This window comes from Enterobacter cloacae complex sp. 397G4 (assembly GCF_050031515.1).
Lineage (GTDB): Bacteria > Pseudomonadota > Gammaproteobacteria > Enterobacterales > Enterobacteriaceae > Enterobacter > Enterobacter hormaechei_C.
Genome location: NZ_JBLGWE010000001.1, coordinates 3,340,813 through 3,362,877 on the forward strand (window position 1 = coordinate 3,340,813; position 22,065 = coordinate 3,362,877).

Here is a 22,065-nt window from a genome sequence, read left to right on the forward strand (position 1 = left end):
TACCCCGACCCTCTCCCTGTGGGAGAGGGCGGTGATACACTTACTTCGCTTTCGCCTGCTGGAACAAATTGTTCCACATGCCCAGCACTAAAGACTGGTCGCGCGGAGAGAGTTCCCCGGCCAGAATGGCTTTTTCCAGGCTGCGAGTGACTTCCGCGTGAACGGCGTCGGCAGAGTGATCGTCCCCGGCTTCCAGCGCGGCTACAGCCAGCGTCAGGTGGCCACGCAGATAACCGCTGGCGAACAGCTCATCATCACTGGCGTGTTCCACCATGTCATCAATTAACGCCAGAATGCGTGATTCAAATTCTGCGATCATCTTCTTTCCTCTGTTAAAGATCTTCCGGCCACGGGAAGCATTCCGCCGTGATCTCCGGCGTGTGGTAATAATTCTGTAAAGCCTCGATCAGGCGTGCCGGACGTGCCGGGATGCCTTTCTCAAGATATTCCATCACCTGCGCATGAACGCGGCGCTGGAAGACGATACGGTCTGGCTCGAAGTCGCCTTCGAGGTTGTCACAGCTTACGTTGAACGGGAAACCCGCCGCTACGCAGAACAGCCATTCCAGCGCCTGAGGTTTCACCTCCACATCTTCGAACTGCCCCTGGGTGGCGGCGTCGCGCCCGTCCGGGCAGTACCAGTAACCAAAGTCCACCAGCTCTCGACGCGCTTTCCCGGCGATACACCAGTGCGAAATTTCGTGCAAACCGCTGGCGTAAAAGCCGTGGGCAAAGATGATGCGATTATACGGAACCTCGTCATCAGCAGGAAGATAGATCGGTTCGTCGTTGCCTTTAATCAGACGGGTATTAAAATCATCAGCAAAACAGCTATCGAAGATCTCAATCAGCTGTTCGTAGTTATGCGTACTGTTCATTAGTTCATCCCCAACCAGGTGAGGATCTCCTGTCCATGGCTGTCATAAAGAAGTTTGGCGCTCATCACCGCCGAGACGACAACAATCATCGGGCGGATCAGCTTTTGTCCTTTGCTTAATACCAGACGCGAGCCTGCGCGCGCGCCCAAAAACTGCCCTGCCATCATCACAAACCCGGTTGCCCAGATAACCTTGCCGCCAATGATAAACAGCAGCAGACCGCCAACGTTGGAGGTCGCGTTGAGGACTTTGGCGTGGGCGGTGGATTTGGCGAGGTTGAATCCGGCCAGCGTCACGAATGCCAGCGCATAAAACGAACCTGCCCCCGGGCCAAAGAAGCCATCGTAAAAACCGACGCAGCCACCGGCAATCAGCGCAAACGGCAGGCCGTGAAGACGACGCTGTCGATCTTCTTCCCCGAGCTTTGGCATCAGCAGGAAATAGAGGCCGATACAGATAACCAGCAGCGGCAGGATCTGGCGCAGAATGTCGGACTGTACGTGCTGGACCAGCAGCGCACCCGCCGTTGAGCCAATAAACGTCATCAGGATATTGAGCTTCTGATCGGCGAGATTCACCACTTTGCGCCGGATGAAATAGAGCGACGAGGAGAGCGAACCGCCGCATGCCTGGAGTTTGTTGGTGGCAAGCGCCTGGGCAGGGCTCATGCCTGCCGCCAGCAGCGCCGGAACGGTGAGCAACCCGCCGCCGCCCGCCAGGGCATCGATAAATCCGGCTAACATCGCAACAAAAAAGAGCACCGCCAGCAGCAGCGGTGACACCATGAACAGATCGACGAAATTATCCATTAAAGTACATGCTCATCCAGTAGCGCCTGGCAGGAAGGCGGCAACGGAGGCGGTGTCTTCTTCTCAGGCTTAGAGGTTCCAGGCTTGGCTGGTTCAAACCAGCTTTGCAGTTCGTAACCACAACCATCGCCAGGCGGTGGCAGCGGCTGATCTTCACATTCCAGGCTGTTCGCCGGACAGCGCAGGCGAACATGCATATGCGCCCGGTGCTGGAACCACGGGCGCACTTTACGCAACCAGTCGCGATCCGTTCCCGCATCCAGGCAAAGCTGCTGCTTGATGGCCGGATTAACAAAGATCCGCGTGACGTCGTTATCCTCTGCCGCCAGCTTAATCATGCTGGAAATTTCCGGCGACCAGCGCGAGGCGACGACCCGTTTACCGTCGGCCGAGACCAGATCCAGCGCCTGCGGTTTCAGCAGCTGCGCTGAGCTCCAGCGCGTTTTCGGCAATTGCAGGAAGATATCCACATCCAGTCCGGTCTGGTGGCTGGCGTGACCGCCGTTGAAGCGACCACCGGCAGGCATCCCCATATCGCCAATCAGCATCGTCCCCAGCCCCAGGTTATGCACCTGGTTGCCAAGACGCTGAATAAACAGCAGCAGGTCAGGATGGCCGAAATAACGGCGCTGATCGGTACGCATCACCTGATAAGTATCCGACTGCAACGGCAGCGCCTGCGCACCGACGATACACCCGTTGGAGAAAGCGCCAATGGACTGCGCACTCCCCGCTACCGGGTGGGTGATTTTCTGCCACGGCGTAGCGGCCAGGCTTGCTCCACTGGCCAGCAGCGCCAACAGAGCGATTGCGGTTTTTTTCATAGTTACCAGCGTGGAATGGTGGTCGTCACATCCGCATTCTGCGCGCGCTGGCGCAGGAAGTGATCCATCAGCACGATTGCCAGCATCGCTTCTGCGATCGGCACCGCGCGGATCCCCACGCACGGATCGTGACGCCCTTTGGTGATCATCTCAACTTCATCGCCAGCGCGGTTAATCGTGTGGCCCGGGACGGTAATGCTGGACGTTGGTTTCAGCGCAATATTGGCAATAATTTGCTGCCCGCTGCTGATGCCGCCCAGAATGCCGCCCGCATGGTTACTCTGGAAACCCGCCTTCGTGATTTCGTCGCGGTTCTGGCTGCCGCGAAGCTTGACCACGTCAAAACCGTCGCCGATTTCGACGCCTTTCACCGCGTTGATGCTCATCAGCGCGTGGGCGATGTCGGCGTCAAGGCGGTCAAATACCGGCTCGCCCCAGCCAGCCGGCACGCCGTCGGCCACCACGGTGACTTTCGCACCAATGGAGTCGCCCTCTTTTTTCAGGCCACGCATCAGCTCATCCAGCGCGTCCAGCTTGTCGGCATCGGCGCAGAAGAACGGGTTGAGCTCTACCTGATCCCAGTCTTTGATTGCCAGCGGAATGTCGCCCATCTGGGACAGACAGCCGCGGATAACGATGCCGAATTTCTGCTGGAGATATTTTTTGGCAATTGCCCCTGCCGCCACGCGCATCGCGGTTTCACGCGCGGAAGAACGCCCGCCGCCGCGATAGTCGCGAAAGCCATATTTTTGTTCGTAGGTATAGTCGGCGTGACCAGGACGGAAAACGTCCTTAATCGCGCCGTAGTCCTGAGAACGCTGATCGGTGTTTTCAATCAGCAGACCAATGCTGGTCCCTGTGGTACGGCCTTCAAATACGCCGGAGAGAATTTTGACCTGGTCCGGCTCGCGACGCTGCGTGGTGTAGCGAGAGGTACCCGGACGACGACGGTCAAGGTCATGCTGTAAATCGGCTTCGGTCAGTTCGATGCCTGGCGGGACGCCATCAACGATACAACCCAGTGCCAGACCGTGCGACTCGCCAAAGGTGGTCACACGGAATACCTGTCCAATACTGTTTCCTGCCATCACGGCTCCGATGTTGTTGTTTGTGTTTGAGCGTTGTGAAACGGGCCGAAGCCCGCTGGATTAATCTTTGTAAATGCTGAAGTATTCGCGTGCATCAAGCAGTTGCGCCTTGGTCAGCATAAAGACGCCGTCACCGCCGTTGTCGAACTCAAGCCAGGTGAACGGCACATCCGGGTACTGCTCTATCAGATGTACCATGCTGTTGCCTACTTCACAAATCAGAACGCCGTCGTCGGTCAGATAATCCGGCGCGCAGGCCAGGATGCGGCGGGTCAGCTTCAGCCCGTCAGAGCCTGACGCCAGGCCCAGCTCCGGCTCGTGACGGTACTCGTTCGGCAGGTCGGACATATCTTCTGCATCCACGTACGGCGGATTGGTGACGATCAGGTCGTATTGCAGCGTCGGCAGGTCGCGGAACAGGTCAGAGCGGATAGGCGTGACGTGATGAATCAGCCCGTGCTCTTCAATGTTGTGTTCGGTGACGGCCAGCGCGTCGGTGGAGATATCGACGGCGTCCACTTCCGCTTCCGGGAAGGCGTACGCGCAGGCAATGGCGATGCAGCCGCTGCCGGTGCACATATCAAGAATGTGCTGCGGCTGATGGTTAATCAGGCCGTCAAAATGGTTGTTGATCAGCTCGCCAATCGGCGAACGCGGCACCAGCACGCGCTCATCAACGTAGAATTCGTGGCCGCAGAACCAGGCTTTGTTGGTCAGGTAAGCCACCGGAATGCGCTCGTTTACGCGACGGATCACGCGCTCAACGATGCGGTGTTTTTCACTGGAGGTCAGGCGCGCGGTGCGCATGTCTTCCGGAATATCCAGCGGCAGGTAGAGAGACGGCAGCACCAGCTGCACGGCCTCATCCCACGGATTGTCGGTACCGTGTCCGTACCAGATATTGGCGGCGCTGAAGCGGCTAACCGACCAGCGCAACATGTCCTGTATGGTATGCAGCTCGTTTACTGCTTCATCGACAAAAATTTTATCCACTCTTTCCTCCAGGGCATGCTCGCATAATTTTCGGCGGCTAGTTTGCCATGAAGACGGCGATAAATCAGCAATGACGCGTACCGCTTGAGGTTAAAAAATGCGTTTAGTCGGGTACACTATCGGAAATACGAGATGAGAATGACGAATGAAAAAGAAAACATCGCTCAGCGAGGAGGATCAGGCTCTATTCCGCCAGCTGATGACCGGGACGCGTCAAATCACGCACGACACCATTGTCCATCGCCCGCAGCGTAAAAAAGTCAGCGAGGTACCGGTCAAACGGTTGCTCCAGGAGCAGGCCGATAACAGCCACTATTTTTCAGATGAGTTTCAGCCGCTGCTAAATACGCAGGGTGCGGTGAAATACGTGCGCGAAGACGTCAGCCATTTTGAACTGAAAAAATTACGCCGGGGAGATTATTCGCCGGAGCTGTTCCTCGATCTGCATGGGTTGACCCAGATGCAGGCGAAACAGGAGCTGGGGGCGTTGATCGCGGCATGTCGTCGCGAGCATGTTTTTTGCGCCTGCGTGATGCACGGCCACGGCAAACATATTCTTAAGCAACAGACACCGCTGTGGCTGGCTCAGCATCCACATGTGATGGCTTTTCATCAGGCGCCAAAAGAGTACGGCGGAGATGCCGCATTGCTGGTATTGATTGAGGTGGAGGAGTGGCAGCCGCCAGAATTGCCCTGACAGGATGGCGGGAGGCACGCTGCACCCCGCCATATCGCACGTCACGTCAGATGGCTTTTGCCATCTTCAGGTTGCACGGACTCATTTGCCAGTTAAAGACCCCTTTGCCGGTTTCGTCGAGGGTGACGTTGGCAATGGCGGACGTTGTGAACATCGGTGGCGTTTCGCCCGGGCACAGCTCAGATACCAGATAGCCGACCAGCGGCAGGTGGGAAATGACCAGTGCGGAAGCGACACCTTCATTGCACAGCGCCTGAAGGTAAGCACTGACAAGGCCAACATCGCCACACGGCGTGAGTTCAGGGAGAACATCCACACTGGATGGCAGGTTCATACACTCTCCTACCACATCCAGCGTCTGTTCTGCCCGCAGGAACGGACTCACCAGAACGCGTTCAATGTCCACTTTTTGACCTTTAAGCCATGTCGCCATCTGACGGGATTCGTCGCAGCCACAGACGGTTAAAGGACGTACTGAGTCACTGGCGGCATCGAGTGCCGCGTCGCCGTGACGCATGATAAAAACTTGCATATTGCACCGCTTTTGTTAACCAGAATCACCGGCGTTAACTACCCGCGATTAATGCTCCGAGGTAGAAAACCCGATGGCCGGGCATTGTGCCTGATCCATTCGGTGAATGAAACGCTGTTTTTTACCTCAATGGCGTAAGTATAGTCAATCTCTGTTTACAATTTCGCCAGAACAGGTTCCATCACCTCAGGATTTACCCTTCTTTGACTTCAGTTTACGCAATCAGTTTCCCTTGCGGGCCAGAATGTCTGACCCCGTTCCGCCATCTGCAATAATTCGTCACAAGGTGTAAACCGTGGACCATATTGCGAGGCCAGACGTTGCAGGATCGCAACCACTTCACCCGTCCCGAGGGTATCCATATACCGGAACGGACCGCCAAGGAATGGCGGAAAACCGATACCAAACACGGCGCCGATATCGCCGTCCCGCGCGCTTTTGATCACCTGCTCACCAAAGCAGCGCGCCGCTTCATTGAGCATCATCATCACGCAGCGCTCAGCACACTGAACCGCCGACAGTTTTCCCTGACCCGTGACAGGAATAAGCGCATAAACCGAAGGGTCGACCTGTTTCTTGCTTTTACGCCCTTTCACGGCGTAAAGATAGAAACCGCGTTCATTTTTTCTGCCTTTGCGATCGTCCTTCAAAATTGCGGAAACAAAGTTTGCAGGCGGCGCAAAACGATCGCCATAAGCCGCTTCCAGCACAGGGATAATTTTAGTCCCCGTATCAATTCCTACCTCATCCAAAAGTTGGATTGGGCCGACGGGGAAGCCAAACTTCACCAGGGCGTCATCGACGTGCTCAATTTTCTCCCCTTCCGTCAGCAACCGCATCGCTTCGTTAATGTACGGCGCCAGAATGCGGTTGACGTAGAAGCCGGCTTTGTCCGCGACCACAATCGGGGTTTTGCCCTGTTTTTTCGCCAGCTTCACCACGGTGGCAATAGTTTGCGGGCTGGTTGTGGCATGCGGGATAACCTCCACCAGCGGCATTTTTTCGACAGGGCTGAAATAGTGCAGCCCTATCACCTGCTCCGGGCGCACGGCTTTCGCAGCGATGTCGCCGATCGGCAAAGACGAGGTGTTTGATGCGAAAATGGTGTGCGGCGCGCAATGCTGTTCAACGTCCGCCACCATCTGCTGCTTAAGGGCGAGATCTTCGAACACGGCTTCAATCACCAGATCGCGGTGTGCAAACCCACTGTAGTCGGTGGCGCCAGTGATCATCGCGAGGGTTATATCACGCTCACAGGCCTTGATATGGCGGCGCTTCACTTTGCGATCAAGATTCTGCCAGCTGTACTGCAACGCATGGTTGATACCCTTAGGGTTGATATCTTTGATACGTACGGGCAATTTGCCTTTGCTGGCGGTGACAAATGCGATGCCGCCGCCCATCAGCCCACCACCCAGAACGCCAACGGCGCGCAGCGGAGCCGGTTCAGCTTCACTGCCCGGATCTTTTTTAACCTCCGTGCTGGCAAAGAAAATGCCGCGCAGCGCCTGCGATTGCGGCGTCATCGCCAGCTCGCCAAAGGCTTTCGCTTCCGCAGCATAACCGCTGCTGCTGCCCTGCGATAAACCGGTTTCAATCACCTTCAGAATGCGCGTCGCTGCCGGATAGTTCCCTTTGGTTTTTTGCTCAGTTTTTTTACCCACCATATTGAACAGCAGCGTGCGCCCCAGCGGCCCGGCGAGGATACGCTCGCGCACCGGCAGAGGGCGTTTCGCCTGACGACCTTTCAGCGCCCGCTCAACGGCGGCTTCAAGCAAGATGGCGTGCGGAACGACCTCATCAACCAGACCCGCCTTTAACGCCTGGCGGGCGCGCAGCTGTTTACCGGTTAAAATCATCTCAAGCGCCGTACTGACGCCTACCAGACGCGGCAGGCGCTGCGTGCCACCTGAACCGGGCAGCAATCCAAGCTGTACCTCCGGCAGTCCGAGTACGGTTTTCGCATCGTCGGTACAAATGCGGCTGTGACAGGCCAGCGCCAGCTCAAGCCCACCGCCCAGGCAGGCCCCGTGGATCGCAGCGACAACGGGTATCGACAGCGCATGGATCTCCGCCATTACCTGCTGCCCCTGACGCGCCAGGTCTTCTGCTTCCTGAGCGCTTTTCGCCCGGGCAATCATGTTGATATCGGCCCCGGCAATAAAGTTATCCGGCTTTGCCGAGATAAATACCAGGCCACGTATCGCTTTGTTTTCGCGGATCTGTCTGAGCATCGCACGCACCTGAACGCCGAACTCGGCCTTCAGGGTGTTCATCTTTTCGTCGGGTACATCAATGGTGATAACAGCCACGTTATCAAGGCGAACAGCCAGATTAAATGCAGATGTCGTTTCCATTATTCAGCCTCCAGAACCATTGCTGCACCCAGGCCGCCCGCCGCACAGGCGGTAACGAGACCAAAACCGCCGCCGCGGCGACGCAGCTCGTGCAAAGTCTGAGTTATCATTCTCGCGCCGGTCGCCGCAAATGGATGGCCGTAGGCGATGGATCCGCCAAGCACGTTAAACTTACTCTGATCCACTTCGCCGGTCGCGTGGGCGCGGCCCAGTACATCGCGCGCGAAGCGCTCGCTTGCCAGCAGCTGAATGTTTGCCAGGGTTTGTGCGGCAAAGGCTTCGTGCATATCGATCAGGGTTAAGTCAGCCAGCGTCAACCCCGCACGCTCCAGCGCCAGCGGCGTGGACCAGGCCGGACCGAGCAGCATGTCCTGCCAGACATCAATGGCGGTAAAGGCGTAGCTACGCAAATAGCCCAGCGGTGTTATGCCAAGCTCTTTCGCCCGGGATTCCGTCATCAGGATCACGGCGGCGGCACCGTCCGTCAGTGGCGTACTGTTGGCCGCCGTAACGGTGCCATGTTTACGATCAAACGCCGGGCGCAGTTTTGCGTAATCCTCCAGCGTCGAGGTGCCACGGATATTGTTATCTTCCACCAGCGGTTCGCGGAAAGGCGGGATGTAAGCCGTCATCACCTCGTCGGCAAGTTTGCCTTCCGACCACGCCTTCGCAGCGAGCTGATGCGAGCGATGCGCCAGTGCATCCTGCTGTTCGCGGGTAATACCGTAGGTTTTTGCCATCTGCTCGGCAGTGTCGCCCATACGCAGGCCGGTGGAGTATTCAGCAACGGCAGGTGGCACGGGCATGAGGTCGCGCAGACGTAAACGCGAGAAGAGTTTGAGCTTCGCACCGGTGGTCCGGGCTTTGTTGGCGTCCACGAGGATGCGGGCCAGCTGTTTGCTAACACCGATGGGCAGCACGGAGGAGGAATCCGCGCCGCCGGCGATCCCCGCGCGAATGGTCCCCGCCATCAGGCTTTCCGCCACGTTCGCCACCGCCTGGAAACTGGTGGCGCAGGCGCGGCTGACGCTGTATGCGTCGGTGTGAACATTCATGCCGGTGCCCAGCACGATTTCACGTGCGATATTGGGCGCTTCCGGCATTTGCACCACCTGGCCGAAAACCAGTTGCTCAATAACCTCTGGCGGGATCTCGCTGCGAGCCAGCATCTCCCCCACCACCATTTTTCCCAGATCGACAGCCGGTATACCGTGAAACGCGGTTGCCTGACGCGCAAACGGCGTACGTAACCCGCTGACAATGGCAATGCGGTCACCGTGTCGGGTGATAAGCGGTAATGCCTGACTCATAACACTCCCCTGTAAAAAAATTTTGCGCACACATTAAGTGGTCTGACCTGATAATAGTCTTAACTATTTTTTTACATTGAGCCAATCGGGGAAGCGAAAAATTGCGAGCTAAGGCACAGAGAAGAAAAAGAAAATGCCCCTGCATGGCAGAGGCATTTGTGAGATTTGTTGCCGGGTTGCGGCGTTGCCTTACCCGGCCTACACGATCGTAGGCCCGTGCAAAAAGTATTAACGCAGGCCCAGCTGGAAGATCAGCGTTTCTGCTTCGCAGGCGAACACAAAGTCGATATCCAGCCGCACGCCGCCTTCCACTTCCGTGAAGGTGGATTTGATTTCACACGGATCGGATTCGACTTCACGCGCGCGCTGGCTCAGCGCGGCCAGCGTCTCTTCCGCTTCAGCGCGGTTAGGGAATACGCGGCTGTAAGAGGCGGTGCAATCGGTGTTGTCCATAATGGTGCCAACATCCATACAGCAGCAAACCGGGGTTTCATCAGCACTGCATTTACTCATAGCTCAATTTCCTCTGTATTCGCGCAGGGCGCGAGATAAACACGATGCGTCTATTTTACGCCCCCGGACGAGCCCCCTCCAGCCGTTAATGGCGCAAAATCGGATAAGTGAGCAATATCACACTAAAAAATGATCTAAAACAAAATTCCCCTTTTCAGAGGAATCGCACTGGTCACAATTTTGCCAACCAGATCTCGTTTCAAGAAACATATCTGAAAATATTAATAAACAAACTTGCAACATCCCAGCTGGTCAGACCTATACTCTCGCCACTGGTCTGATTTGTAAGTCATACCTCAGACCCTACACTTCGCGCTCCTGTTACGGTATGTAACAATTATTGAATAAAAATAACTCAATGAGGTTATGGTCATGAGCCAGAAAACCCTGTTCAAACAAACTGCTTTAGCAGTTGCAGTGGCAATCGTCTCAACGTCCGCCTGGTCAGCGGGCTTCCAGTTAAACGAATTTTCTTCCTCTGGCCTTGGCCGTGCGTATTCCGGGGAAGGTGCGATTGCCGATGACGCAGGCAACGCGAGTCGTAACCCGGCACTGATCATGATGTTTGATCGCCCTACCTTCTCTGCCGGTGCGGTTTACATCGATCCTGATGTCAATATTTCTGGCAAATCTCAGTTCACCGGCGCAGATCTGAAGGCGGATAACATTGCGCCGACCGCGTGGGTGCCTAACCTGCACTTTGTTGCGCCAATCAATGAACAGTTTGGTTGGGGTGCCTCTGTCACCTCTAACTATGGCCTGGCAACGGAGTTCAATAACAACTATCCGGCCGGGGAATACGGCGGTAAAACCGACCTGACGACCCTGAACCTCAACCTGAGCGGCGCATATCGTCTGAACGATAACTGGAGCTTTGGTCTGGGCTTTGATGCTGTCTACGCCGATGCAAAAATCGAGCGTTACTCCGGGGAGCAAACTGCTGCACTGCCGAAAAACAGCAATAAAATTGCCAGCCTGAAAGGTGATGAATGGGGTTACGGCTGGAACGCCGGTATCCTGTATGAACTGGATAAAAACAACCGCTGGGGTCTGACCTATCGCTCAGAAGTGAAAATTGATTTCGATGGCGATTACAAAAGCGGCATCCTGAGCCCAGTCAACGGTATGGTCCCAGGCGCGGGCACCACCATTCCATGGGGTACCTCGAATCAAACCGTACCGGGTTCACTGTCGCTGCATCTGCCAGAAATGTGGGAAGTGTCAGGTTATAACCGCGTTGCGCCGCAGTGGGCAATTCACTACAGCCTCGCGTATACCAGCTGGAGCCAGTTCGAGGAGCTTAAAGCCACCGGCAGCAACGGCCAGACGCTGTTCTATAAAGACGAAAGCTTCCACGATGCATACCGTATCGCGCTTGGTACGACCTATTATATGGATGATAACTGGACGTTCCGTACCGGCGTGGCATTTGATGACAGCCCGGTACCGGCCGATAAACGTTCTATCTCCATTCCGGATCAGGACCGTTTCTGGGTGAGTGCGGGGGCAACCTACGCGTTCAACGAGAATGCCTCTATCGACGCGGGCGTGTCGTACATGCATGGCCAGAAGGTGACCTTCCAGGAAGGCCCGTACGAGTTTACCTCTGAAGGTAAAGCCTGGCTGTTTGGTACCAACTTCAACTACGCGTTCTAATCCCAACACGATTAAAAAAGGTGAGCATTGCTCACCTTTTTTATTTATTCCGAATCGATATCTTTTAATTCGTTCTCGATGGCTTTCGCGTTCGGATTATCTTCCGGCTTCAGCTTACCGCCGTTGGCAATAAAGTCATGGTTCTGGAAGTAGGCCTCGCGGACCATGATGTACGGATCGGAAGACTGACGCAGCAGACCATCAGAATCCAGCAGTTGCGCACGCGTTTCAATTCCTTCCACGGTCCATTTACCAATCGACAGCGGCCAGGTGAGCCATGACAGTACAGGATACAGCGTATCCACCATGTCGCCGCCATCATCACGCACGGTAAAGCTGCCGTAGAATGGCAGGTGCACATACGGACCATAACCTACGCCATAGTGACCCAGCGTGCTGCCGAAACGGTGCGGCTGTTCACGCTGTAATTTCGGGTTCGCCATGCCTGCGACATCAATTAAGCCGCCCATACCCAGCAGGGAGTTCAGGAAGAAACGGGTGAAATGCACCATCCCCTGATACGGGTCGCCCTGAAGGAAGTAGTTGACCATAACCGCTGGCTCTTCCAGGTTACTGGTAAAGTTGCTCAGCCCGTTACGCGCCGGCTGCGGAACATAGTCACGCCATGCCACGGCAACCGGACGAACCAGATATGGATCCAGCACATTATAGTTAAAGCTGTACATTGAACGGTTAAATCCTTCGAGAGGATCGGAGCGTCCCGTTTGCTCGCCAGAGCTGGCGCAGCCCACAAGCATTGTTACGCCCAGCGCAAGCGCCGACAGCCGAAGCTTCATAAATTTCTCCCTGTTCAATATGGCTATCGTTGAATGCCATCTGTGACGGAGCCTGAGATGCTCCGCCTGAAACGTGCAAGTGATTGTAACAGCACGCTTACCGATGTCTACGAGGACAATGACGACCCGCTCGCGTCATCACGCTAATTTCAGCATAGCCTGTCTTTCGGAATTCGTTTCGCTGGCAATTTTATATTGGCTTTGAAAGAGATGTCTCACCTTTATTGCCATTTTCAGCAATTTAAGAGCATCCCCACGGGGAAAGCGCTAAAAGCCGCTACGCTTAAATGAGCAATTACCCCGAAGGAGCTGTTATGAAAGACATTAGCGAAGAGAAAATTGTTGAAAGCAAAGAGGAACATGAGATTGAAAGCGAGGAGAAAGAACGGGGAGAAGAGATAGAAGTCGATGAAGATCGCCTGCCGTCGCGCGCCATGGCTATTCATGAGCATATTCGCCAGGACGGGGAAAAAGAGATGGAGCGCGACGCGATGGCCCTGCTGTGGTCAGCCATTGCAGCCGGTCTGTCGATGGGTGCCTCTCTGCTCGCCAAAGGGATATTTCACGTTCAGCTGGAAGGCGTACCGGGCGGGTTTTTGCTGGAAAATTTAGGCTACACGTTCGGCTTTATTATCGTCATTATGGCGCGACAGCAGCTTTTTACGGAGAATACCGTCACTGCCGTACTGCCCGTCATGCAAAATCCGACCCTCGGTAATTTCGGTTTACTGATGCGCCTGTGGAGCGTCGTGCTGCTGGGGAACCTGATCGGTACGGGCATAGCCGCCTGGGCGTTCGAGTATATGCCAATATTTGATGAACCGACCCGCGACGCATTTGTGAAAATTGGCATGGATGTGATGAAAAACACGCCGGTTGAAATGTTCTCTAATGCCATAATTTCCGGCTGGATCATCGCCACTATGGTCTGGATGTTCCCGTCAGCGGGCAGCGCGAAAATCGTGGTGATTATCCTGATGACCTGGCTTATCGCACTCGCCGATACCACGCACATTGTTGTCGGAACCGTGGAGATCCTTTATCTGGTATTTAACGGCACACTCCACTGGAGCGACTTTTTCTGGCCGTTCGCCCTGCCAACCCTCGCAGGTAACATTTGTGGCGGGACCTTTATCTTTGCGCTGCTGAGCCATGCGCAAATCCGTAACGACATGTCCAACAAGCGTAAGGCCGAGCTTAAGGCTCAGGAAAAAAAGGATAAAACTGCCGAAAAATCGGCGTGAACGGTGACTCTTTGACCAGTCAGGCGGCAATGCGCTTAACGAAAAGTGTAAATAACGCTATACTCTTGCCGCTTCGTCCCCTTAGTTAAATGGATATAACGAGCCCCTCCTAAGGGCTAGTTGCAGGTTCGATTCCTGCAGGGGACACTTCTGTCTTTCCTTACGACCCCTTCCAAAGCTCCACGCAGTTTCGGCCACGCCGTTTCGCGCCGTATAAGGCTTCATCCGCCGCCTGAATCAATCGCTCGTAATCGGGATGCCCGTTGAACATCGCAACGCCTATCGAGAGGGAGAGCGGGATAATATCGCCGGTTGGGGAGTTAACCTTGATTTTTTCCACCCGCCTGCGGATACGCTCGGCAATTCGCAGCGCGTCCACCTCTGAGATTTCCGTTAGCACAATCAGAAATTCATCGCCGCCGTAGCGAAAAACGTAATCACAGGTTCGCACGTTGTCGTAGAACGCGCCGGAGACTTTTCGCAGGATCTCGTCCCCGGTATTGTGCCCCCAGGTATCGTTGATTTGTTTAAATTTGTCGACGTCAATCAGCAGCGTCGAGAGCTTTGTTCCCGCCCGGGTGGCGTGCAGGATTTCGCGTTTGAAGATGGTTGGCAGGAAACGGCGATTCAACAGGCGGGTCAGGACATCAACCCCCACCTCGTGTCGCGACACTTCGTCAAACAGTTCGCGCAAAAGCGTGATGATTTGCGAGAGGGTATTACGCATTCGCTGCAAGAATTTATCCCGCTGCGCTTTATCACTCAGACCCTGCCCTGCAAGACGGACCTCGTTAAAAAGGTCATCGAATTCCTGAATCAGACGAGAGATATGACCGGCCTCAGCGATCCCGCTGAAGTAGTGCCGACCTTTATGGCTAAACCACAGTCCAAATTCAGACTGCCCCAGCGGCAGACTGTTGCCGATACTGGAATTAAGCGTGATCTTATACAGAAGCACCATTTCCCATGACAGCAGCGCCGCGGTCTGTCTCTCCTTCTCCTCTTCTGCGTTCTCCATTAAGGAAAAGATGCGATAATTTTCGTCCTCTTTCGCCGCATTGTTCTCGCTAAATACATAGGCCCGCGACATCACTTCCATGGCCAGATCGATACTGTTTATCGCGTAGTGATAAATATGCAGCTTCACCTCAGGCGAATGGGCGCTGGTAGTAATGACAGGTAACAGCAGCTTTTTCAGAACACGGAAGCCCATTTCAACTAAATCAACCGAAATACCAATACGGGCATGAACATCCGCAGCGCGCTGCTGCGCCCGCATCTGCTCTTCAACCTGCTCCACACGGCATGAGAGCACATCAATAAGCCAGCGACGAAGCGCCTCCTGAAGCTGCCTCTCCACCTGTTCGGTTGTCAGGAATTCAGCTGCCGATGGATCTGCCAGCACAACACGATAGAATTCAGCGACCAGGGGAGTTGCGTTGTCTCTGGCAAGCTCAGTCGCAAGCCGATGCACATCGGGATCGGTTTCATTAATCAGCTTCACCCACTCTTCTTTCACCGTTTGCAGGTAGGTTTCCATGGTCTGCACCTTCAGGAGACATGCGGGAACGCAGATTAAACAATAGCAAAATCAAACCACTCCGCAATTGCCGCTTTTTTAAACAAAAACGAGTGATGGCTCATAATGTATAACGGTGCTACATTATGCCGCCCACCCAAGTCAGCAATGGCCAGGCAACGTCGTAAAGAACGGTAAAGCCTGCAACCATGACCTCGTCCTACGGTCTCAATGGCACGTGGTATCGCGAAGTCTGCGCTACCTTCACAGGCTTCACATAGGTTCCACTATTTTGTCTCAATCCAAATTTCAGCGGGCGTTTCTGCACCCGCGCTACTGGTTTACATGGTTTGGCCTTGGCGTGCTTTGGCTGCTGGTTCAACTTCCATATCCCGTGATCCGTTTCCTGGGTTCTAAGCTCGGCAGCGCATCGCGTTACTTTCTTAAGCGTCGTGAATCCATTGCCCGAAAAAATCTCGAACTTTGCTTTCCGCATTACAATGCGCGGCAGCGCGAAACGCTGATTGCGGAAAACTTTAAATCTATCGGTATGGCGCTGCTTGAAACCGGTATGGCCTGGTTCTGGCCAGACGAGCGTGTCCGTAAATGGTTTGACGTGGAAGGCCTGGATAACCTGAAACGTGCCCAGATGCAAAACCGCGGCGTGATGGTTGTGGGTGTGCATTTTATGTCGCTTGAGCTGGGCGGCCGCGTTATGGGTCTTTGTCAGCCGATGATGGCAACCTATCGCCCGCATAACAGCGCGCTGATGGAATGGGTACAAACGCGGGGCCGCATGCGTTCAAATAAGGCGATGATCAGCCGTAACAATCTGCGCGGTATGGTTGGCGCCCTGAAAAAAGGTGAAGCCGTCTGGTTTGCCCCGGATCAGGACTACGGTCCTAAAGGCAGCAGTTTTGCCCCTTTCTTTGCGGTTAAAGATGTCGCTACGACGAACGGTACCTTTGTGATTTCACGTCTCTCAGGCGCCGCGATGTTGACGGTGACCATGGTCAGAAAAGCGGATAAGTCAGGCTATCGTCTGCATATCTCCCCAGAGATGGCGAACTATCCTGAAGATGAGAGTGAAGCCGCGACCTTTATCAATAAGGTGATTGAGTTTGAAATTATGCGTGCGCCTGAGCAGTATCTGTGGATGCACCGCCGCTTTAAAACCCGCCCCCTGGGCGAAGCCTCGCTCTATATCTGACCCCTTTCGAAGGTTAGTTTCGCTAAGAAACTAACCTTTTCAAACACCTGTAATCGCAGTGCGTAACGGCTTTTTTCGACCGTCGCTCAACAGGCATTTATTGCGTACCGAAATCAAACTGTCGCCGTTCCACGACACTCGTAAGTGTAGGAAATTATTTAAAAAAATGCCTCTTGTCACTCCTGAAATTTAGGCGTACATTAGCGCCGTCTGGCGACAGGAAAGCACAGAATTCAGAGCTGAAGTTAGCGACGTCACGGGATAATTCCGATTTCCCCTTTCGCATGATTTCAACTCTCTATACTCAGTTGGACTCTGTTTTTTTAATGCGTACCGGAAGATACGCGGAGCGATGAAACGTGAAATATTTCTTTATGGGCATTTCGGTTATTGTTTTAGTTTGGGCCGGAACGTTTGCTCTGATGATCTAGTTAAGAAAATGCAGTCAAAAAAACAGGCGCCGTTGGCGCCTGTTTTTTTTGTTGTCCGTTACGACTCGGGTTGTTCCGCAACGCTCTTCGCTGCAAGCAGGCCATCCGCGCGGAACATGCTTTTAATGCCCCGCACTGCCTGACGGATACGGTCGCTGTTTTCAATCAGCGCGAAACGCACGTGCGTGTCACCGTAGTCACCAAAGCCAATGCCTGGAGAGACGCAAACCTTCGCGTCCTGAAGCAGTTTTTTGGCAAATTCCAGAGAGCCCATCGCCGCATACGGCTCAGGGATTTTCGCCCAGACGTACATAGAGGCTTTAGGCATTTCCACCATCCAGCCTGCTTCATGAAGCCCTTTTACCAGCACATCACGGCGGCGTTTGTACTGAGCGGCAATATCGAGCACGCATTGCTGATCCCCTTCCAGCGCCGCGATGGCCGCGACCTGTAACGGCGTAAAGGTGCCATAGTCATGGTAGCTTTTAATACGCGCCAGGGCGCTCACCAGCGTTTTGTTTCCCACCATAAAACCAATTCGCCAGCCCGCCATGTTGTAGCTTTTCGACAGGGTGAAAAACTCAACCGCCACATCGCGGGCACCCGGTACCTGCATAATTGACGGCGCTTTCCAGCCATCATAAACGATATCGGCGTAGGCGAGATCGTGTACCACCAGCACGTCGTAACGCTTAGCCAGCGCGACCACTTTCTCGAAGAATTCAAGTTCAACGCATTGTGCCGTTGGGTTTGACGGGAAACCGAGGATCATCATTTTCGGCTTCGGATAGCTTTCACGAATCGCCCGTTCCAGCTCGTTAAAGAAGTCGACGCCTTCCACCAGCGGGACAGAACGCACCTGCGCGCCGGCAATCACCGCCCCATAGATGTGAATCGGGTAGCTCGGATTCGGCACCAGTACGGTATCGCCGTGATCCAGCGTCGCCAGCATCAGGTGGGCCAGCCCCTCTTTGGAGCCAATGGTCACAATCGCTTCACTTTCAGGATCGATATCGACCTGATAACGATCCTGATACCAGCGGGAGATCGCCCGACGTAAGCGTGGAATGCCGCGTGAGGTGGAATACCCATGGGTATCAGGACGCTGCGCAACCGTGCAGAGTTTCTCAACGATATGCGGCGGCGTTGGGCCGTCAGGGTTACCCATACTGAAATCGATAATGTCTTCGCCGCGCCGACGCGCAGCCATTTTCAGTTCAGCAGTGATATTGAAAACATAAGGGGGGAGACGATCGATACGCGTAAAACGGCGTTCAGGACTGAATTCAGCCATAGATTCCTCAGAGTCACGTTAGCGCCCGGACCGTCCGAGCGACGCTGCCACCCGTGTGGCGTGCTTAGAAAATAACCTGAAGAAAAAGACGCTGTCGAGAGGATAACGGCAAAACAATATTTTGCGCTAAAACGGGAATGTGATTGCAGTGAAAAGCGGAACTCTTATCGCGAACAGGCAGTTTTAAGCGCTACGATTTAACACAATATTTTCAGTATCGTTACCTGACGTTTCTCCCCAAACGGAAAAGCACCGACTTTCAGTCAAAAGCCAGCAATCCCCTTTGATAATTATGGTTTTTCCCCATTTGATAAATCTGATGGATAGCTGGTCATCAGGCCCTATGTTTTCTATCATAGATTTTTCCCGTTTTCCCAGGCCTGACCGTGCACGAAATCTTCAATATGCTCCTGGCGGTGTTCGACCGCGCGGCATTAATGCTGATCTGTCTCTTTTTCCTTATCCGCATCCGCTTGTTCCGCGAACTGTTGCATAAATCTGCCCATTCGCCAAAAGAGCTGCTGGCCGTCACGTTTATCTTTTCGATGTTTGCCCTGTTCAGCACCTGGTCCGGGGTGCCGGTAGAAGGCTCGCTGGTGAACGTGCGCATCATCGCCGTCATGTCGGGCGGGATCCTCTTTGGTCCCTGGGTAGGGATTATCACAGGCATCATCGCCGGCACCCATCGATACCTGATTGATATTGGCGGCGTGACGGCAGTCCCCTGCTTTATCACCAGCATTATTGCCGGGCTGCTCTCGGGCTGGATTAACCGCAAAATCCCGAAAAAGCAGCACTGGCGTGCAGGGATTATCGCGGGGATGGTCTGCGAAACGCTGACCATGATCCTGGTCATCGTCTGGGCGCCAACCGTTGCGCTGGGGCTGGATATCGTCTCGAAGATCGGTATTCCTATGATCCTCGGGAGCGTCTGTATCGGTTTTATCGTGCTGCTGGTGCAAAGCGTGGAGGGCGAAAAAGAGGCCAGCGCCGCGCGTCAGGCCAAGCTGGCGCTGGATATCGCCAACAAGACGCTGCCGCTTTTCCGACACGTTAACGCCGAATCTTTACGTCAGGTTTGCGATATCATCCGCCGTGATATTCACGCCGATGCGGTCGCCATCACCAATATTGACCACGTGCTGGCTTACGTTGGCGTCGGGGAGCACAATTATCGCGACAGCGACGATACCATCAGCCCGACCACCAGACAGGCGATTAACTACGGAAAAATCATCATTAAAAACAATGATGAAGCCCACCGGACGCCAGAGATCCACTCAATGCTGGTGATCCCGCTGTGGGAAAAAGGCGTGGTCACGGGGACGCTGAAAATTTACTACTGCCATGCGCACCAAATCACCTCCTCGCTCCAGGAGATGGCGATTGGCCTGTCGCAGATTATCTCCACTCAACTTGAGGTTTCGCGTGCAGAGCAGCTGCGCGAGATGGCAAATAAGGCAGAGCTGCGCGCCCTGCAAAGCAAGATCAATCCCCATTTCCTGTTTAACGCGCTGAACGCTATCTCCTCTTCCATCCGTCTGAATCCGGATACCGCGCGGCAGCTGATATTTAATCTGTCGCGCTATCTGCGCTACAACATTGAGCTAAATGACGACGAGCAGATCGACATCAAAAAAGAGCTGTATCAAATCAAGGATTACATCGCCATCGAGCAGGCACGCTTTGGCGATAAGCTCACGGTCATTTACGATATTGATGAAGAGGTCAGCTGCGTGATCCCAAGCCTGCTGATCCAGCCTCTGGTGGAAAACGCCATTGTTCACGGTATTCAGCCGTGTAAAGGCAAAGGCGTAGTAACGATTAGCGTGACGGAAAGCGGTAACCGCGTGCGCATCGCCGTGCGCGATACCGGGCACGGCATCGATCCGAAAGTCATCGAGCGCGTCAAATCAAACGAAATGCCAGGCAACAAGATCGGACTGCTGAATGTGCATCACCGGGTCAAACTGCTGTACGGTGACGGGCTGCATATTCACCGTCTTGAGCCGGGCACCGAAATTGCCTTTTATGTTCCGAATGAGCGAACGCCCGTGAATGCCCCGATATCCTTGTTGCCGTAGGCCGGAGTAACAGATGAAAGTCATCATCGTAGAAGATGAAATTCTGGCTCAACAGGAGTTGAGCTGGCTTATCAAAACCCACAGCCAGATGGAGATTGTTGGCTGTTTTGAGGATGGTCTGGACGTGCTGAAATTTTTACAGCATAACCGGGTCGACGCGATATTCCTCGATATTAATATTCCGTCGCTGGACGGCGTCCTGCTGGCGCAAAATATCAATCAGTTCGCCCACAAGCCGTTTATTGTGTTTGTCACCGCGTGGAAAGAGCATGCCGTGGAAGCCTTCGAGCTTGAGGCGTTTGACTATATTCTGAAGCCGTACCAGGAGTCGCGTATTATCAGCATGCTGCATAAGCTGGAAGCCGCGTGGCAGCAGCAAGCATTACCCGCCAGTGCCAGCCCGGTAGCGCGGGAAAACGACACGATTAATCTGGTGAAGGACGAACGGATCATCGTCACGCCTGTCGACGATATTTACTATGCCGAAGCGCATGAAAAAATGACGTTTGTCTATACGCGGCGTGAATCCTACGTCATGGCGATGAACATCACCGAATTCTGCAATAAACTCCCGGCCGCTCACTTCTTCCGCTGCCACCGCTCGTTCTGCGTCAACCTGAACAAGATCCGCGAAATCGAACCCTGGTTTAATAACACCTATATTTTGCGGCTGAAGGATCTGGATTTTCAGGTGCCGGTAAGCCGCAGCAGAGTGAAAGAGTTCCGCCAGCTCATGCACCTGTAGCGCGTTCCCTCTCCCGCAGGAGAGGGGAATGAGCATCAGAGGATCTGACCCAGTACCTGACGCAGATGCGCCCCGGAGCCCAGTAAGCCTGGGTTGTCGTGGACAATCAGGTAAACAGGAATGTCCTGGACATAGCTCCTGAAGCGGCCTTTGTCTTCGAAACCGCCACGGAAGCCGGAGGCGGTAAAGAAATCGAGGAAGCGCGGCACGATCCCGCCCGCAATATAGACCCCGCCAAAGGTGCCAAGGTTCAGAGCCAGGTTGCCGCCGAAACGCCCCATAATGACGCAGAACAGCGACAAAGCACGGCGGCAGTCAATACAGCTGTCGGCCAGCGCGCGTTCGGTCACATCTTTAGGTTGCAGATTTTCCGGCAGACGACCGTCTGATTTTACAATCGCCCGATACAGGTTCACCAGGCCCGGGCCAGAAAGCACCCGCTCGGCCGACACGTGACCAATCTCAGCGCGTAGCTCCTCAAGAATAATGCCCTCTTCTTCGCTGTTCGGCGCAAAATCCACGTGACCGCCCTCGCCCGGCAGGCTGACCCAGCGTTTGTCGACGTGGACCAGGTGCGCCACCCCCAGGCCGGTGCCTGCGCCGTAAACGGCAATCGGTTTGCCTTCAACCGGGGCCGTACCGCCGAACTGAATCAGATGCTCTGGTTTAAGCATTGGGATAGCCATGGAAACCGCAGTGAAGTCGTTGATAATTTCAAGGTGCGAGAAGCCGAGGTTTTTCCGCATTTCGGCAATTGAGAAGGCCCACGTGTGGTTGGTCATCGCCACCCAATCGCCGGTGATCGGACAGGCAATAGCGATACAACCGTCTTCAACGCTCACTTTATGCTCTTCCAGATAGACGCGAACCACCGCTTCCAGGCTTGGGTAATCCAGCCCTGAATAGGTTTTCGCCTGAGAAATTGCACCGCTGTTCACATCGCACAGGGCAAGGCGCGCGTTGGTGCCGCCTACATCACCTACCAAAGCATACTTTGTCATTCTTCTACTGCTCCGCTAAAGTCAGAATAAATCTTTGGGACACTGTAAATTCAAGGCGTGATAACAACAACGACCAGAAGGTG

Annotated in this window: 21 protein-coding genes and 1 tRNA gene; 8 read left to right on the forward strand and 14 right to left on the reverse strand. The window is 54.4% G+C overall.

Annotation, left to right across the window (positions count from 1 at the left end):
* Nucleotides 1-40: 40 nt before the first annotated feature.
* The 6 genes from ACQG1Y_RS15990 to prmB are packed head-to-tail and all read right to left on the reverse strand — an operon-like array spanning nt 41 to nt 4,592.
* Nucleotides 41-319 carry a YfcL family protein gene (locus ACQG1Y_RS15990; protein ID WP_063932371.1) on the reverse strand — a complete coding sequence of 93 codons (279 nt, stop codon included), beginning with the start codon at nt 317-319 and terminating at the stop codon, nt 41-43.
* 13 nt (nt 320-332) lie between these two features.
* Nucleotides 333-878: an elongation factor P hydroxylase gene (locus ACQG1Y_RS15995; protein WP_017692987.1), complete on the reverse strand. Its 546-nt coding sequence runs from the start codon at nt 876-878 to the stop codon at nt 333-335.
* Nucleotides 878-1,687: a sulfite exporter TauE/SafE family protein gene (locus ACQG1Y_RS16000; RefSeq protein WP_003861386.1), complete on the reverse strand. Its 810-nt coding sequence runs from the start codon at nt 1,685-1,687 to the stop codon at nt 878-880. Before ACQG1Y_RS16000 ends, ACQG1Y_RS15995 begins: the two co-directional genes overlap by 1 nt.
* Entirely contained in the window at nt 1,687-2,511 is an 825-nt protein-coding gene (gene mepA / locus ACQG1Y_RS16005) for a penicillin-insensitive murein endopeptidase (RefSeq protein WP_017692986.1), read from the reverse strand. The genes ACQG1Y_RS16000 and mepA overlap by 1 nt, the downstream gene beginning before the upstream one ends.
* A 2-nt stretch (nt 2,512-2,513) precedes the next feature.
* Entirely contained in the window at nt 2,514-3,599 is a 1,086-nt protein-coding gene (gene aroC / locus ACQG1Y_RS16010; protein WP_015572247.1) for a chorismate synthase, read from the reverse strand.
* A 60-nt stretch (nt 3,600-3,659) separates the two neighbouring features.
* Entirely contained in the window at nt 3,660-4,592 is a 933-nt protein-coding gene (gene prmB, locus ACQG1Y_RS16015) for a 50S ribosomal protein L3 N(5)-glutamine methyltransferase (protein ID WP_003861381.1), read from the reverse strand.
* A 145-nt stretch (nt 4,593-4,737) separates the two neighbouring features.
* Here prmB and smrB point away from each other — a divergent pair, with 145 nt between their 5' ends.
* Nucleotides 4,738-5,289, forward strand: coding sequence for an endonuclease SmrB (smrB, locus tag ACQG1Y_RS16020; protein WP_015572246.1), 552 nt, complete (start codon nt 4,738-4,740; stop codon nt 5,287-5,289).
* Between the two features lie 46 nt (nt 5,290-5,335).
* Here smrB and sixA read toward each other — a convergent pair whose 3' ends face one another.
* The 4 genes from sixA to ACQG1Y_RS16040 form a co-directional block, all read right to left on the reverse strand.
* The gene (gene sixA / locus ACQG1Y_RS16025; protein ID WP_003861375.1) at nt 5,336-5,821 is read right to left on the reverse strand and encodes a phosphohistidine phosphatase SixA; all 486 of its coding nucleotides are present in this window, start codon (nt 5,819-5,821) and stop codon (nt 5,336-5,338) included.
* A 209-nt stretch (nt 5,822-6,030) separates the two neighbouring features.
* Entirely contained in the window at nt 6,031-8,178 is a 2,148-nt protein-coding gene (gene fadJ, locus ACQG1Y_RS16030; RefSeq protein ID WP_368740561.1) for a fatty acid oxidation complex subunit alpha FadJ, read from the reverse strand.
* Nucleotides 8,178-9,488 carry an acetyl-CoA C-acyltransferase FadI gene (gene fadI / locus ACQG1Y_RS16035; protein ID WP_017692982.1) on the reverse strand — a complete coding sequence of 437 codons (1,311 nt, stop codon included), beginning with the start codon at nt 9,486-9,488 and terminating at the stop codon, nt 8,178-8,180. The genes fadJ and fadI overlap by 1 nt, the downstream gene beginning before the upstream one ends.
* 228 nt (nt 9,489-9,716) lie before the next feature.
* Nucleotides 9,717-10,001: a YfcZ/YiiS family protein gene (locus ACQG1Y_RS16040; protein ID WP_017383455.1), complete on the reverse strand. Its 285-nt coding sequence runs from the start codon at nt 9,999-10,001 to the stop codon at nt 9,717-9,719.
* A 372-nt stretch (nt 10,002-10,373) separates the two neighbouring features.
* On the opposite strand from ACQG1Y_RS16040, the gene fadL reads away from it, so the two are divergent.
* Nucleotides 10,374-11,657 (forward strand): long-chain fatty acid transporter FadL, encoded by a 1,284-nt coding sequence (gene fadL / locus ACQG1Y_RS16045; RefSeq protein ID WP_032102746.1) that lies wholly within the window; start codon nt 10,374-10,376, stop codon nt 11,655-11,657.
* A gap of 44 nt (nt 11,658-11,701) precedes the next feature.
* Here the strand turns inward: fadL and mlaA are convergent, their stop codons facing one another.
* On the reverse strand, nt 11,702-12,454 hold the full coding sequence (gene mlaA, locus ACQG1Y_RS16050) for a phospholipid-binding lipoprotein MlaA (RefSeq protein ID WP_003861365.1): 753 nt from the start codon (nt 12,452-12,454) through the stop codon (nt 11,702-11,704).
* A 314-nt stretch (nt 12,455-12,768) separates the two neighbouring features.
* Here mlaA and ACQG1Y_RS16055 point away from each other — a divergent pair, with 314 nt between their 5' ends.
* The gene (locus ACQG1Y_RS16055) at nt 12,769-13,698 is read left to right on the forward strand and encodes a formate/nitrite transporter family protein (protein WP_062938268.1); all 930 of its coding nucleotides are present in this window, start codon (nt 12,769-12,771) and stop codon (nt 13,696-13,698) included.
* A gap of 75 nt (nt 13,699-13,773) precedes the next feature.
* Nucleotides 13,774-13,845, forward strand: a tRNA-Arg gene (locus ACQG1Y_RS16060).
* A gap of 13 nt (nt 13,846-13,858) precedes the next feature.
* Here the strand turns inward: ACQG1Y_RS16060 and ACQG1Y_RS16065 are convergent.
* Nucleotides 13,859-15,238 carry a diguanylate cyclase gene (locus ACQG1Y_RS16065; protein ID WP_063138651.1) on the reverse strand — a complete coding sequence of 460 codons (1,380 nt, stop codon included), beginning with the start codon at nt 15,236-15,238 and terminating at the stop codon, nt 13,859-13,861.
* A gap of 268 nt (nt 15,239-15,506) precedes the next feature.
* Between ACQG1Y_RS16065 and lpxP the strand changes: the two genes are divergently transcribed.
* A complete protein-coding gene (gene lpxP / locus ACQG1Y_RS16070) occupies nt 15,507-16,427 on the forward strand; it encodes a kdo(2)-lipid IV(A) palmitoleoyltransferase (RefSeq protein ID WP_086524742.1) in 921 nt (306 codons plus the stop codon).
* A 359-nt stretch (nt 16,428-16,786) separates the two neighbouring features.
* Nucleotides 16,787-16,858: a membrane protein YpdK gene (ypdK, locus tag ACQG1Y_RS16075; RefSeq protein WP_099458937.1), complete on the forward strand. Its 72-nt coding sequence runs from the start codon at nt 16,787-16,789 to the stop codon at nt 16,856-16,858.
* Between the two features lie 58 nt (nt 16,859-16,916).
* On the opposite strand, the gene alaC is transcribed toward ypdK, so the two are convergent.
* On the reverse strand, nt 16,917-18,152 hold the full coding sequence (gene alaC, locus ACQG1Y_RS16080; protein WP_017383460.1) for an alanine transaminase: 1,236 nt from the start codon (nt 18,150-18,152) through the stop codon (nt 16,917-16,919).
* 386 nt (nt 18,153-18,538) lie between these two features.
* Here alaC and ACQG1Y_RS16085 point away from each other — a divergent pair, with 386 nt between their 5' ends.
* A complete protein-coding gene (locus ACQG1Y_RS16085; RefSeq protein ID WP_032619300.1) occupies nt 18,539-20,236 on the forward strand; it encodes a sensor histidine kinase in 1,698 nt (565 codons plus the stop codon).
* Between the two features lie 13 nt (nt 20,237-20,249).
* Complete coding sequence (locus tag ACQG1Y_RS16090; RefSeq protein ID WP_017383462.1) at nt 20,250-20,981, forward strand: LytR/AlgR family response regulator transcription factor; 732 nt, start codon at nt 20,250-20,252, stop codon at nt 20,979-20,981.
* Between the two features lie 35 nt (nt 20,982-21,016).
* Here the strand turns inward: ACQG1Y_RS16090 and glk are convergent, their stop codons facing one another.
* Nucleotides 21,017-21,982, reverse strand: coding sequence for a glucokinase (gene glk / locus ACQG1Y_RS16095; protein WP_045327736.1), 966 nt, complete (start codon nt 21,980-21,982; stop codon nt 21,017-21,019).
* Between the last annotated feature and the right edge of the window lie 83 nt (nt 21,983-22,065).

Coding starts and splice junctions, on each gene's coding strand:
- ACQG1Y_RS15990 (WP_063932371.1), bottom strand. CDS start 319: ATGATCGCAGAATTTGAATCACGCATTCTGGCGTTAATTGATGACATG.
- ACQG1Y_RS15995 (WP_017692987.1), bottom strand. CDS start 878: ATGAACAGTACGCATAACTACGAACAGCTGATTGAGATCTTCGATAGC.
- ACQG1Y_RS16000 (WP_003861386.1), bottom strand. CDS start 1,687: ATGGATAATTTCGTCGATCTGTTCATGGTGTCACCGCTGCTGCTGGCG.
- mepA (WP_017692986.1), bottom strand. CDS start 2,511: ATGAAAAAAACCGCAATCGCTCTGTTGGCGCTGCTGGCCAGTGGAGCA.
- aroC (WP_015572247.1), bottom strand. CDS start 3,599: ATGGCAGGAAACAGTATTGGACAGGTATTCCGTGTGACCACCTTTGGC.
- smrB (WP_015572246.1), top strand. CDS start 4,738: ATGAAAAAGAAAACATCGCTCAGCGAGGAGGATCAGGCTCTATTCCGC.
- sixA (WP_003861375.1), bottom strand. CDS start 5,821: ATGCAAGTTTTTATCATGCGTCACGGCGACGCGGCACTCGATGCCGCC.
- fadJ (WP_368740561.1), bottom strand. CDS start 8,178: ATGGAAACGACATCTGCATTTAATCTGGCTGTTCGCCTTGATAACGTG.
- fadI (WP_017692982.1), bottom strand. CDS start 9,488: ATGAGTCAGGCATTACCGCTTATCACCCGACACGGTGACCGCATTGCC.
- ACQG1Y_RS16040 (WP_017383455.1), bottom strand. CDS start 10,001: ATGAGTAAATGCAGTGCTGATGAAACCCCGGTTTGCTGCTGTATGGAT.
- fadL (WP_032102746.1), top strand. CDS start 10,374: ATGAGCCAGAAAACCCTGTTCAAACAAACTGCTTTAGCAGTTGCAGTG.
- mlaA (WP_003861365.1), bottom strand. CDS start 12,454: ATGAAGCTTCGGCTGTCGGCGCTTGCGCTGGGCGTAACAATGCTTGTG.
- ACQG1Y_RS16055 (WP_062938268.1), top strand. CDS start 12,769: ATGAAAGACATTAGCGAAGAGAAAATTGTTGAAAGCAAAGAGGAACAT.
- ACQG1Y_RS16065 (WP_063138651.1), bottom strand. CDS start 15,238: ATGGAAACCTACCTGCAAACGGTGAAAGAAGAGTGGGTGAAGCTGATT.
- alaC (WP_017383460.1), bottom strand. CDS start 18,152: ATGGCTGAATTCAGTCCTGAACGCCGTTTTACGCGTATCGATCGTCTC.
- ACQG1Y_RS16090 (WP_017383462.1), top strand. CDS start 20,250: ATGAAAGTCATCATCGTAGAAGATGAAATTCTGGCTCAACAGGAGTTG.
- glk (WP_045327736.1), bottom strand. CDS start 21,982: ATGACAAAGTATGCTTTGGTAGGTGATGTAGGCGGCACCAACGCGCGC.